6 protein-coding genes are annotated in these 13,546 nt (G+C 72.2%); 3 read left to right on the forward strand and 3 right to left on the reverse strand.

Features of this window, described 5'->3' with window-relative positions; translation table 11 throughout:
* Nucleotides 1-12: 12 nt before the first annotated feature.
* The gene (locus E4U91_RS11340; protein ID WP_241678559.1) at nucleotides 13-2,454 is read right to left on the reverse strand and encodes an FUSC family protein; all 2,442 of its coding nucleotides are present in this window, start codon (nucleotides 2,452-2,454) and stop codon (nucleotides 13-15) included.
* Between the two features lie 458 nt (nucleotides 2,455-2,912).
* On the opposite strand from E4U91_RS11340, the gene E4U91_RS11350 reads away from it, so the two are divergent.
* Both E4U91_RS11350 and E4U91_RS11355 read left to right on the forward strand, forming a co-directional pair.
* A complete protein-coding gene (locus tag E4U91_RS11350) occupies nucleotides 2,913-6,380 on the forward strand; it encodes an RHS repeat-associated core domain-containing protein (protein WP_241678560.1) in 3,468 nt (1,155 codons plus the stop codon).
* Between the two features lie 389 nt (nucleotides 6,381-6,769).
* Nucleotides 6,770-6,994, forward strand: a complete 225-nt coding sequence (locus tag E4U91_RS11355) for a hypothetical protein (protein ID WP_137306740.1) — start codon at nucleotides 6,770-6,772, stop codon at nucleotides 6,992-6,994.
* A 566-nt stretch (nucleotides 6,995-7,560) separates the two neighbouring features.
* Here the strand turns inward: E4U91_RS11355 and ppdK are convergent.
* Both ppdK and E4U91_RS11365 read right to left on the reverse strand, forming a co-directional pair.
* Nucleotides 7,561-10,281 carry a pyruvate, phosphate dikinase gene (gene ppdK / locus E4U91_RS11360; RefSeq protein WP_137306741.1) on the reverse strand — a complete coding sequence of 907 codons (2,721 nt, stop codon included), beginning with the start codon at nucleotides 10,279-10,281 and terminating at the stop codon, nucleotides 7,561-7,563.
* A gap of 462 nt (nucleotides 10,282-10,743) precedes the next feature.
* Entirely contained in the window at nucleotides 10,744-11,961 is a 1,218-nt protein-coding gene (locus tag E4U91_RS11365) for an ROK family transcriptional regulator (RefSeq protein WP_137306742.1), read from the reverse strand.
* 104 nt (nucleotides 11,962-12,065) lie between these two features.
* On the opposite strand from E4U91_RS11365, the gene E4U91_RS11370 reads away from it, so the two are divergent.
* The gene (locus tag E4U91_RS11370; RefSeq protein WP_137306743.1) at nucleotides 12,066-13,451 is read left to right on the forward strand and encodes an MGH1-like glycoside hydrolase domain-containing protein; all 1,386 of its coding nucleotides are present in this window, start codon (nucleotides 12,066-12,068) and stop codon (nucleotides 13,449-13,451) included.
* The last annotated feature ends 95 nt before the right edge of the window (nucleotides 13,452-13,546 follow it).

Genomic DNA, 13,546 nt, shown 5'->3' on the forward strand with positions numbered 1-13,546 from the left:
GCGACGCGGCGGCTACCGCCGGGCCGCTCCCCCGGGTCCGCCGGGCGCGGCCGGCGAAGGGGGGTGCCCGGTCCTCGCCAGGTCCGTCGTGAGGTCGTCCAGCCAGACCTCGACGTCCACCAGGTACGGCAGGAGGCCGGGGGGCACGGGGGGTGCCGGGGGCGGGAGGTCCGGTGGGTCCGGTGGGTCGGCGGGGGGCGGTGGGAAGGCCGCCGTGCGGGACATCGTCGCGCAGACCCGGTCCGCCGCGTCCGCGGCCCAGCGGCGCGCCGCGGGCGGCATCTCCCCCGGCGCCCGCTCCTGCGGCAGCCAGTGCGCGCCCACCAGGACCCGGGTCGCGCAGTTGAGGACCGCCAGCCAGTCCGGGTCGCCGGGTGCCGGGGCGGTCGACGGCTCCGTGCGGTACTGGGCGTACACCGCCTCCGCGATCCGCAGCCGGTGCCGGGTCAGCCGTACGGCCTCGTCCGCCGCCCGGCGGCGCAGGCGGGCGTCGGCCGGGGCGCACGCCGCCTCCACCGTCAGGCCCACCAGCGGCGCGGTCGACCGCAGCAGGGCCGCCATGCCCCGGCGGATCTCCGCCCGCGCCCCCGCCGGCCAGGCGAGCAGCCCGCACAGCAGGCCCACCGCGCTGCCGGTCAGCACGTCGACCACCCGTACCTCGGCCAGTCGCCACGTCACCGGTGCGAGCTGCGCGAACGCCGTCGACACCACCAGGGTGAACATCCCCTGCGCCCAGGCCGGACCGCCCAGCGGACCCACCGTGAACGCCAGCGCCATCACCGGCACCAGCAGCGCCGCGTAGACGTCCGTGGACCCGCCCGCCTCCGTCAGCAGCAGCCCCGCCGCCACCGCGCCCGCCAGCGTGCCGAGCGCCGCGGCCCGCACCGCCGACCAGGTGGCGACCGCCGTCGTCCGGCCCAGCGTCAGCACCGCGAGCAGCACCCAGAACCCGTGCGCAAGGTCCAGCGACCCGGCCACCAGCCGCGCCACCGCCAGGCCCAGGGCCGTGCGGACGGCGTTCTGGAGGACCACGGAGCGCACGGTGAGGTTGCCGGACAGCCTGACCGCCCACAGGCGCGGTCCCGACAGTTCCGCGTACCAGAACTGGGCCGGCGGCAGCCCCGGTGCCCGGCGCGCACCGCCCCGCGCCACGGCCACGGCGGCCGCCACGGTCAGCGCCGACAGGGCGGTCGACAGCACCGCGGAACGGGCCCTGAGCAGCGCGTGCCACGCCGCACCGGACGGGTCCGCGCCGGCCGCCGCCCTCCCGTCCTCGCCCCTCACCTCCAGGAAAGCGCCCGTCATCTCCAGCAGTCGGCCCGGGCCCCGCGCCGGCCGGCCGCCCCGCACCGCCTCGGCCGCCTCGGTGCAGCAGTCGGCGATGCCGTCGAGGAGCCGGCGGGTCGGCGCGTCGTCGGGCGGCGGGGCCGGCCGCGCGGCCAGGGCGGCCAGTTGTTCCAGCAGGCGCCGGGCCGCGCCGCCGGTCTGGGCCAGGGCCCGGTGGGTGCGGCCGGCGCCGGTCGGGCTCGTGCCGGGCGGCTGCCGGGAGAAGCGGAGGCCCTGCGCGGCGGCGTGCAGGGCGCGCGAGCGGGAGGGGGAGGCGGCCGGTGGGTCATAGGGGTGGGACGGGGTGGTGCTGGCGGCGCCGTGCCCGCCGGTCGGGAAGGTGCCCGATGGGTCGTAGGGGCGGGACGAGGTGGCACTCGCGGCACTGTGTCCGCGCGCCGGGAAGGCGGCCGAGCGGTCGTAGGGGCGGGACGAGGACGCGCTCGCCGCGCCGTGCCCGCGCGCCGGGGAGGTGGCCGGCGGGTCGTAGGGGCGGGACGGGGTGGCACTCGCGGCGCCGTGCCCGCGCGCCGGGGAGGCGGCCGGCGGGTCGGTGGGGCGGGACGAGGGCGGGCCCGCCGCACCGTCCCCGCGGCGCCCCGGAAGCGCGCCCGCCCCGCCGTGTCCCCGCGCCAGGGCCCTGGCCGTCGCCGCCGCCTCGCGCAGCGCGTGGGTCACGTGGTCGGCGTAGTGCGGTGCGGTGGGCTCGGGCAGGAGCCGGAGTTCGGCCGCGGCCAGCAGCAGCGCCCCGGCGGCCAGGCCGGCCAGGCGTTGCGGGAGGGTCCCGGGGGCGTACGGCGGGAAGCAGGCCAGGATGTAGAAGAGCTGGAGCCCGGGGGCCGCCCCCGCGACCCTGGGTCCGCAGGCCGAGGCGAAGGTCAGCACGAAGCCGACGACCAGCATCCCGGCGACGGCCGGCGCGGTGGCCACGGCCAGCGCGGTGCCGAGGGCGGTCAGCGCCGCGGCGGGCGCGAGGGCGTACAGGACGGCGCCCGCCCGTTCCCGCCCCGAGCCCGGCAGCGGCGACAGCACGCCGAACGCGACCGCCGCGAACAGGGCGTAGATCGCGGCCACCGGACGGTCGAACGCGTACAGGGCCGGATAGAAGCCGGCGGCGGCCGCGCGCACGCCCCGCCGGGCTGCCCGCCGGTACGCCGGACCGGGCGAAGGGAACGGTGACGCCCGTGGGGTCGGCCGCCGTGGACGCACCCGTGCTCCTCTCCGGCGCCCACCCCGGCCTCCGGCACGGCCCGCGCCGCCACGCACCCCATTGTCGCCGAGCCGGGCGGCGGCCACCTGCCGTGCGGCCCCGTACGGATCGGGTCGCATGGCTGGAGGAAGATCATTGTTTTTCGGACGTTGAGATCAGGCCCCGCGTCACCCCAGGGCCGCCGAAGCAGGCCCACTGGTACCGGTAGATCCCCTTCACCCCCTTTTGCCCACCGCTAGTGGAGGGGCTGATTCCCGCACGAATGGGCCGGAACTTCGCGGGCACCGAGCGGATCTTTGTGCGAATCCTGTGATCAGGTAGGGGGCGCCCAGCGGCCACGGGGGCCGCTGGGGTCCGTCTTCCACGGGGGGAAGTCATGCACTCGCGTGCCTTCGGCACGCCGTTTCGGCGTGCCCGTAAAAGATCAGCCACCGCTCTGTCGATCGCGGCGCTCACCTCCGCCGCGCTGGCCGCGTCCGTACTGCCCGGCGCGACCGCGGCCGTCGCCGACGACGAGCCGGTGTCGGTGTGGGGCGGGAACAGCCCGGACTTCTCGATGCCGGCGGTGAAGGTCGGCGCCAACCGCCCGGTGCCGTCACGGACGTCGAAGGTCCCGACGGACGAGGTGTACGTGCCGTGGCTGCGCGAACAGCGCGCGCACGCCAAGGACCCCGGCCGCGCGGGCGGAGCCAAGTCGCCCTCGGCGAAGGGTTCCACGGCGGACGCCTCGGTGCTCAGCCTCGTGCCCGAGGGCCAGGGCAATGTCCCCTGGCACCGCTCGACGAGCTTCGCCATCACCGACGCGCTCACGGCAAAGATCGACTACTCGACCGGCAACCTGATGCTGACGGCGACCGACTTCGACGTCGCCGGGGTCGGCCAGGACCTGCGCCTGGCGCGGACGTACAACTCGCTGGACGCGCCCTGGGGCAGGGTCTCCCAGCGCTGGTGGCAGGAGTACGAGCGCTACCTGTCCGTCTCCAGCACCGAGGTCATCTTCTACGACGCCTCCGGCGCCACGGTCCGCTTCAAGAAGAACAGCGACGGCTCCTTCACCACGCCCAAGGGCTACTCCGAGGACCTGAAGAAGAACGCGGACGGCACCTACACCCTGACGAAGTGGAAGTCGGGGTCGAAGGAGACCTACAACCAGTACGGGTCCCTGACGAAGGTCACCGACCGCAACCACGGCACGATCAGCGTCACCCAGCACGACGAGAACGGCGAGAACAAGGGCTTCAAGCTCCTGGAGACCCGTTCGGGCCGCTTCATCGACCTGTACAAGACCTATCCCTCGCAGTGGCAGGCCAAGGACAACACCGGCCGCACCGCCGTGTTCAACCTCGATGCGAGCGGCAACCTGGCCACCACCACCGACACCGAGGGCAAGACGGTCACCTTCCGCTACGACACCTCCGGCCGCGTTGACAAGATCACCACGGCGGAGGGACGCGTCACCGTCTTCACCTACGACGCGGCCAACCGCGTCACCTCCATGCTGCGCGGCACGGGCTTCAACAGCGACGGCCACACCGGCCCCACGTGGACCTACGCCTACAGCGCCGAGTCCGCGACGGCCGCGGGGACGACCACGGCCAAGGACCCGGAGCTGCACTCCACCCAGTACGCCCACGACGGCGACGGCCAGGTCACGGACGTGACCGACGCGCTCGGTCATAAGCGGTCGTCGAAGTTCGACGCGAACCACAACATCGACACGGCCACCGACGCGATGGGTTCGGGCACCACCCCGGGCAACGTCACCGACTACGGCTTCGACTCGCGCAACAACCTGCAGTCGGTGTCCCGGCCGGGGCAGTCGGCGACGCAGCCGGGGCCCAAGTCGGTCAGCAACTGGCAGACCATCGCCGGCGGGGACGTGCCGAAGGACTCCACCGACGCCGACGGCGAGAAGACTTCCTTCACGTACGACACCGTCGGCAACACCACCTCCGTCGCCCAGACGGGCACCGGCGGCGGCAGCGTCTCCTACGACTACAACCCCGCGAGCCCGACCTGCGGCGGTTTCGAGGGCCAGCGCTGCGCGGCGAAGACGAAGATGACGTCGACGAAGACGGTCCAGACCGACTTCCACTACGACGCCCGCGGCAACCTGGAGTGGGCCAAGGCCCCCTCCCCGCTGGGGAGGACGACGTACACCTACGACGAACTCGGCCGCACCACGAGCGTCACCGACGCCCGCGGCGTGAAGGTCGCCTACACCTACGACAACCGCGACCGCGTCCGCACCGTCACCTCACCGAACACGGTGAAGGTGGAGTACTGGTACGACGGCGACGGCAACCTCGTCCAGCGCTCCGACGGCACGGGAACGACGAAGTACGAGTTCGACCCGCTGCAGCGCGAGACGGTCCGCCACCTCCAGGACGGCTCCCAGACCCTGCTCGCCTACACCCCGGCCGGCAACGTCGACTACTACCAGGACCCCGCCGGGAAGACCGACTACACCTGGAACGAGGTCAACAAGCTCACCGAGCTGAAGGACCCGCGCGGCGCGGTCACGACGTACACGTACAACAACAACGACGCACGCACCACGACCACGTACCCCGGCGGCACGGTGCAGAAGGTCGACATCGACAACGCCGGCCGCCCCAGGAACATCAAGGCCACCTCCGCGCAGGGCACCCTGGTGAACCTGGACTACACCTACGGCTACGGCACGAACAACGCCACCGACGGCGACAAGATCCGCACCCAGACGGACAACGTCACCGGCCGCAAGCGCACGTACAGCTACGACGGGGCGGGCCGCTTCTCCTACGCCAAGGAGGAGAAGGCCGGCAGCATCGTCGACTCCTGGCAGTACTGCTACGACCTGGCCGGCAACCTCACCTCCCAGGGCACCGACCCCGGCTGCCCGCGCGGCACCACCTACACCTACAACGACGCCCAGCAGCTGACCTCCAAGTCCGGTACGACCGGCCCCTGGTCCTACGACGCGGTCGGCAACGAGACCGCCGGCTCCTCCACCGACGACTACGCCCGCACGGCGGAGTCGTACACCGACCACTCCCAGCTGACGTCGATCACGGTGAGCGGAAAGACCTACGCGGGCCAGTACGGCTCCACCGACCAGAGCGAACGCATCAAGCTCGGCGACACCTACTTCCACAACGGCCCGCTCGGCCTGTCCGCGACGTCAACTGCCGGTGTGGACAAGGGCTTCAACCGCGAGCCCGGGGGCACGCTCAACTCCATGACGACCGGGGGCAAGAGCTACTACTACCTCACCGACGCGATCGGCTCGGTGATCGGCCTGGTCGACGTGGACGGCAACAAGGTCGACACCTACACCTACAGCCCCCGCGGCGTCCGCCTCCTGGCCCAGTCGACCGAACCGGTCGCCCAGCCGTACCGCTTCGCCGGCAACTACCAGGACCCCACCGGCCTCTACCACCTCAAGGCCCGCTACTACGACGCCAACATAGGCCGCTTCACCCAGCCCGACCCGTCGGGCCAGGAGAAGAACCCCTACCTCTACGCCGAAGGCGACCCGGTCAACCGGATCGACCCGAGCGGGCTCGCATCGACCGGCTTCTCCGGTGAGGCGTGCTACTACCTCTGCATCGGCGGTGGCCTGTCCTTCAACGACGACGGGTCGATTCACCCCAGCTTGTCCGTCGGAGCGGGGACCCCGGGGGTCAACGGAGGGGTCGAAGCGAGCGCGGGCGATGCCAACAGCGGCGCGACCGGTGAAGTCGAATGCTCCGCCGGTTACTACCGGGCATCGGTCAGCAGCGAGGGGGACATGGCGGCCGGAGCCGGTACCGAATACGCCAGCGACCCCATGTGCTCCGCCAAGATCAAATACACGTGGTGAATTTCGCCGAGGAGTGAGAATGCGAACGTCAGCCATGGAACGGCTCGCCGCCCCGGGTGGCGGACCTGATTTCCCCGCTTGGGGTCAAGTGCTCTTCGTAATCGTGTTCGCGATCGTTGCGATATTCGTCGTGGCCAACCTCGTCAGGACGAAGAAGAGGCGATAGCGACCCCCGTGGATCGGCACGGGGAATCGGGGTGCGGCCCGACCAGGCCGCACCCCACGGCCGCTCCCGCGCCGCCGGCCGCCTGAAGGAAGGGTGACCATGCATTCGCTGTTTCTCTTGATCATCATCATCGCCGCCCCGGCAGCGGCTGGTTTTGCCATGTGGGCACAGTCGGAAAATGCACGGGACTACTGGCGGCGACGGAGGCAGTGAGGGCTGGAGAATGAATATCTTCGAGGCCACTCACGGGAACCACCAGGCAATCCGCAGGAACGCCTGGACGGTCGTTGCTTCGTCGCTGGCCGCCTACGCACTGTCGGTCGTCCTGTGGGTCATGGGTGGATTCGCCGCTGCGTTCCCTCTGCTCCTGGTGGCCGTCATCGTCGACGCGGTGTGCCTGCTGGTCTACCTGACGTTCCGTAACCGCCGACTCGGGTCGTCGAAGTAAGGGAGGGACAGCACATGGAACTCGCCCGTACCGGGGTGACTCCTGGAGGGACGCTCGGCGTCGTCCTGTTCGTCGTGGCGATCCTGTGCGTCGTCGTACCGATCGCGATCAACCGGCGCCGCAACCGGTGAGGGCGGCAATCTGCCGTGAACAGACCGGCCTGCTCAGCAAGGGTGAACTAGGAACGTGGTAGCGGGCCTCGCAGTGTGGACGCGAAAGCGGAGGCAGACGAACTGTCATGGGAAGCCAAGGAGTTCCGTTCCAAGCCGTGATGTACGACGGGGCGCTGCGCGGCTGGTGGTTCGGTGTCGTCGCGATCGCCGTCTTCGTGATCTTCGCGATCGTCTGGAAGGTCCGTAACAGGTGAGTCCGAGGATCAGGTGGGCCGCGCCCTGAGCCACAGCACCCCGACACGGCCAGGGGGATCCACCTCGTGATCAACCGGTGACGGCCGGGCGCGCGAGAGGGCGACACCCCGCACAAGGTGTCGCCCTCTCTTCGTGCGCCGGGGCCGCCGCCGATCGGTGAGGGTCGGGGACCGGCGGCGGACCCGGGGTCCGTACGGGCTAGCGGTGGTCGCTGCCCGTCGACTGGGTCGCCGCGCGGCCCGCCTCCAGGCGCGCGACCGGGATGCGGAACGGGGAGCAGGAGACGTAGTCCAGGCCCACCTCGTGGAAGAAGTGGACGGACTCCGGGTCGCCGCCGTGCTCGCCGCAGACGCCGAGCTTGAGGTCGGGGCGGGTGCGGCGGCCCGCCTCCGCGGCCGACTTCACCAGCGAGCCGACGCCGTCCTTGTCGATGGTCTCGAACGGGCTGACGCCGAAGATGCCCTTCTCCAGGTACGCCGTGAAGAAGCTCGCCTCCACGTCGTCGCGGCTGAAGCCCCACACGGTCTGGGTGAGGTCGTTCGTGCCGAAGCTGAAGAACTCCGCCGCCTCCGCGATCTGGCCCGCGGTGAGCGCGGCGCGCGGCAGCTCGATCATCGTGCCGATCGCCAGCTTCAGCGACGTGCCGGTCGCCGCCTCGACCTCCGCGACGACCTGGTCGGCCTCGTCGCGGACGATCTCCAGCTCCTGGACGGTGCCGACCAGCGGGATCATGATCTCGGCGCGCGGGTCGCCCTTGGCGGCCTTGCGCTCGGCCGCCGCCTCGGCGATGGCGCGGACCTGCATGGTGAACAGGCCGGGGATGACCAGGCCGAGGCGCACGCCGCGCAGGCCCAGCATCGGGTTCTGCTCGTGCAGCCGGTGCACGGCCTGGAGCAGCCGCAGCTCGTTCTCGTGCGGCTCCTGACGGGACTCGGCCAGCGCCACGCGGACGGACAGCTCGGTGATGTCCGGCAGGAACTCGTGCAGCGGCGGGTCGAGCAGGCGGATGGTGACGGGCAGGCCGTCCATCGCCTCGAACAGCTCGACGAAGTCCTTCTTCTGCAGCGGCAGCAGCGCCTTCAGGGACGCCTCGCGCTCCGCCTCGGTGTCCGCCAGGATCAGCCGCTCGACCAGCTCGCGCCGGTCGCCGAGGAACATGTGCTCGGTGCGGCACAGGCCGATGCCCTGGGCGCCGAAGCGGCGGGCGCGCAACGCGTCCTCGGCGTTGTCGGCGTTGGCGCGCACCCGCAGCCGGCGCTTGCGGTCGGCGAAGGCCATCATCCGGTGCACGGCCTCGACCAGCTCGTCGGCGTCGTCGGCGCCCGGGTGCATCCGGCCCTCGAAGTACTCCACCACCGGGGACGGGACGACCGGGACCTCACCGAGGTACACCTTGCCGGACGAGCCGTCGATGGAGATGACGTCGCCCTCCTCGACCACGTGCCCGCCGGGGACGGTCATCCGGCGGCGCTTGGTGTCGACCTCCAGCTCCTCGGCGCCGCAGACACAGGTCTTGCCCATGCCGCGGGCGACGACGGCCGCGTGGGAGGTCTTGCCGCCGCGGGAGGTCAGGATGCCCTCGGCGGCGATCATGCCGTCCAGGTCGTCGGGGTTGGTCTCGCGGCGGACCAGGATGACCTTCTCGCCGGAGCGGGACCACTTCACGGCGGTGTAGGAGTCGAAGACCGCCTTGCCGACCGCGGCGCCGGGGGACGCGGCGATGCCGCGCGCGACCTGCCCGACCTTGGCCGCCTCGTCGAAGCGGGGGAACATCAGCTGGGCCAGCTGGGCGCCGGTGACGCGCTGGAGCGCCTCGGTCTCGTCGATCAGGCCCTGGTCGACCAGCTGGGTGGCGATGCGGAACGCGGCGCCCGCGGTGCGCTTGCCGACCCGGGTCTGGAGCATCCACAGCCGGCCGCGCTCGATCGTGAACTCGATGTCGCACAGGTCCTTGTAGTGGTTCTCCAGCGTCTCCATGATCTGCATCAGCTGGTCGTACGACTTCTTGTCGATCCGCTCCAGCTCGGCGAGCGGGACGGTGTTGCGGATGCCCGCGACGACGTCCTCGCCCTGGGCGTTCTGCAGGTAGTCGCCGTAGACGCCCTGGTGGCCGGAGGCGGGGTCGCGGGTGAAGGCGACGCCGGTGCCGGAGTCGGGGCCGAGGTTGCCGAAGACCATGGAGCAGACGTTGACCGCGGTGCCCAGGTCGTGCGGGATGCGCTCCTGGCGACGGTAGAGCTTGGCCCGGTCGCCGTTCCACGAGTCGAAGACCGCCTTGATGGCCAGGTCCATCTGCTCGCGCGGGTCCTGCGGGAACTCCCGGCCGGCCTCCTTCTTCACGATCTTCTTGAAGGTGGTGACCAGCTTCTTCAGGTCGGCGGCCGCGAGCTCGGTGTCGACCGTGACGCCCTTGGTCTCCTTGGCCTTCTCCAGCGCCTCCTCGAAGAGGTCGCCGTCGACGCCGAGGACGGTCTTGCCGAACATCTGGATGAGGCGCCGGTAGGAGTCCCACGCGAAGCGCTCGTCACCGGCCTGCTGGGCGAGGCCCTGCACGGACGCGTCGGAGAGGCCGATGTTCAGGACCGTGTCCATCATGCCGGGCATGGAGAACTTGGCGCCGGAGCGGACCGAGACCAGCAGGGGGTCGTCGGCCTGGCCGAGCTTCTTGCCCATGCGCTGCTCCAGCGCGTCGAGGTGCGCACTCACCTCGTCACGCAGTGCCGCCGGCTCCTCGCCGCTGTCGAGGTAGACCTTGCAGGCCTCGGTCGTGATGGTGAAGCCGGGAGGAACGGGGAGTCCCAGGTTGGTCATCTCGGCGAGGTTGGCGCCCTTGCCACCGAGGAGGTCCTTGAGGTCTTTGTTGCCCTCGGTGAAGTCGTAAACGAACTTCGCTACGTGGGGTTCTCTGTTTTCCGACACGGTCTCGACTCCCTCGAGGACGCGGTGGCTGCCCTGACGTCGGGGAATGTACCCAGATCGAAGGCGTCTGGGTACGTCCACGCGTGCGTCATGTGCCTGTAACCAGTCGTCTGCCACGGGATCGAAAGTCAAGGCAGGGCAAGTAATCGGCAGCGGGTGTTTTCACTTGTTGAACGCAAGCGTCCGTCAGCGACGGCCTCCTGCGCTCACATGAGCGGCAATTGCCACGTCTGAGTTTGCTCGATGAACGATCAAGTGGTGGCACTGAGTGCCACCCTTTGGAGAAGTGCAGACGCCCATGATCCGCTCATCTGAGCATCACCCCGATCAGAGGTGGCGAGAATCACGCTGCCACAGGCCGTCCGGTGTCACCATGCGGACGGGTACCCGGACGGAAACACGTCTGTCACGCGCGCGGCGAGTCGCCGGGCCGCCGGGTCACCCGCCGGGGGTCACACCCCCTCACACCCCCAGCGCCAGCAACCGCTCCTCCACCCGCTCCGGCGCGTACAGGTGGTCCACCACCAGTGCCCCCGCGCCCACCAGGCCCGCCTGCTCGCCGAGCCGGGAGGTCACCACCTCCAGGCGGGCCGTCGAGCGGGGCAGCGCCCGCTGGTACAGCAGCTCGCGCACGCCCGTCACGAACGGCGTCCCCGCCAGGTCCCCGGCGAGCACCAGCACACCCGGGTTGAGCAGCGTCACCACCGTGGCCAGGACCTCGCCGACCCGCCGGCCGGCCTCCCGGGCCAGCGCCGCCGCCTCCGGGTGTCCGGCCGCGAGCAGGTCCCGCACGTCGGAGCCGGACGCGGCCGGCACCCCGGCCGCCGCCAGGCGCCGGGCCACCGCACCGCCGCTGGCCAGGGCGGCGAGGCAGCCGTAGGAGCCGCAGCGGCACAGCGCGCCGGCGCCGTCCGGCACCCGGATGTGCCCGAGGTCCCCCGCGCCGCCGTCGATCCCCCGGTACGGGGAGCCGTCCACCACGACGCCGGCGCCGATGCCGGTGGAGACCTTGACCAGCACGAACGCCGAGCAGTCGGGGTAGGAGGCGCGCTGTTCGCCGTACGCCATCAGGTTGGCGTCGTTGTCGACCAGCACCGGCACCGGTCCGGCGCCCGTGTGCTCGCCGAACGCCCTGGCGAGCCGGCCGCGTATGTCGTAACCGTCCCAGCCGGGCATCATCGGCGGCTGGACCACGCGGCCGGTCCCGCTGTCCACCGGCCCGGGCACCGCGAGGCCGATGCCGCACACCTCCGCCGGGGCGTGCCCGGCCCGGGCCAGCACCTCGGCGAACCAGCGGCCCAGCTCGTCCAGCACCCGCTCGGGCCCGTCCTCGACGGCGAGCGGGCCCGCGTGCTCGGCCAGGATCTCGCCGGTGAGGGTGAGCACCGCCGCGCGCGCGTGCCGGGTGTCGAGGTCGGCGGCGAGGACGACCGCGTGCGCGTCGTCGAACTCCAGGGTGATGGACGGACGTCCGCCGAGCGGCGAGTCGACCGGGCCGCCCGCGCCCTCGCGCAGCCAGCCCGCGCGGAAGAGCCGGTCCAGGCGCTGGCCGACGGTGGCCCGGGACAGGCCGGTGACCTGCTGGAGGGCGCCGCGGGTCGTGGCCCGGCCCGTGCGCACCAGGTCGAGCAGGTCCCCGGCGCTCGCCTGGCTCCGGCCCCCGTGGCCGCGTCCGGTCATGCGCACCCCCTTGTGTATATCCATCGTGCATTACATAGTGAGTTCTGCGTGTTAATCCGACGTAACCTCACGGTAGCCACCGCCGAACCCCCGGGGAGCCCCGAGTGGACGGAACCGCCCAGCTCACCGCCCGCCCGGTGCGCGCCTTCGCATACGATCCATCCTCCGCGCCGGGCACGCCGCACGCGCGGGCGGTGGCCGTGCTCGACGCCAACTGGACCGGCACCTCCACGGTGCCCTCGCGCGGGCTGTACCCGCACCAGTGGTCCTGGGACTCGGCGTTCATCGCGATCGGCCTGCGGCACGTGGCGCCGCTGCGGGCGCAGACCGAGCTGGAGACGCTGCTGGCCGCCCAGTGGGGTGACGGACGCGTGCCGCACATCGTCTTCCACCCCTCCGTCCCGCTCGACGCCTACTTCCCGAGCCCCGACTTCTGGCGCTCCACGACCGCCGGGCGCACCGCCGGGGCACCGCGCACCGTACAGACCTCCGGCATCGTGCAGCCACCGGTGCACGCCCTGGCCGCGTGGCTGGTGCACCGCGCCGACCCCGCGCTGTCGCGGGCGCGCGGCTTCCTGGCCCGGGTGTACCCCCGGCTGGCCGCCTGGCACCGCTATCTGCTGCACCGGCGCGACCTGGGCGGGGGCGGGCTGGTGTCCGTCGTGCACCCCTGGGAGCAGGGCATGGACAACAGCCCCTGCTGGGACGCCCCGCTGTCCCGGGTCGCCCCCGCACCGGCCCGCTCCTTCCGCCGCGCCGACCTGGCCCACGGCGCGCCCGAGGACCGGCCGACGGACCTGGACTACGGGCGGTACGTGCGGCTGGCGGCCGACTACCGGGACGGGGAGTACCGCGACGGGCGGGGCGCGTTCGCGGTCGAGGACCCCTCCTTCAACGCCCTGCTCGCCGTCTCCGAGCACGCGCTCGCCCGCATCGCGCGCGAGCTCGGGGCGACGGGCACGGCCCGCCACGCGCGCGCGGAGCGGCTGACGGCGGCCCTGGTGGAGCGGCTGTGGGACCCGGCGTACGGCCTGTTCCTGTGCCGGGACGTGCTCACCGGTGAGGCGGTCCCCGAGCGCGGGGTCACCGGGCTGGTCCCGCTGCTGCTGCCCGGCCTGCCGCGCGAGGTGGCCCGCGCGCTCGTGGGCACGCTCACCGGGCCCCACTTCGGGCTGGGCACGAGCACCCGGCTGGTGCCGAGCCACGACCTGCTGGGCGAGACGTTCGACCCGCACCGCTACTGGCGCGGGCCCGCCTGGTTCAACACCGGCTGGCTGCTGGAGCGGGGCCTGCGGCTGCACGGCGAGCGGGCGCACGCCGACGCGCTGCGCACGGCGGTGCCGGAGCTCGCGGCGGCCTCGGACTTCGCGGAGTACGTCGACCCGTACACCGGCGAGGCCTGCGGCGCGACCGGCTTCGGCTGGACCGCGGCCCTCACGCTCGACCTGCTGCACGACGCGTCCGGCGAGGACGCCGCGCTCCACGGCTGACACGGCACCGGCCACGGCGGTCACGGCGACCGCGGCCACCACCGCGACCGGGCGGACCAGGCACGGCAGGCACAGCAGGCAGACCAGGCAGACGC

Origin of the sequence: Streptomyces lasalocidi (assembly GCF_005280215.1) — a bacterium.
In the GTDB taxonomy this organism is placed as follows: Bacteria; Actinomycetota; Actinomycetes; order Streptomycetales; family Streptomycetaceae; genus Streptomyces; species Streptomyces longwoodensis.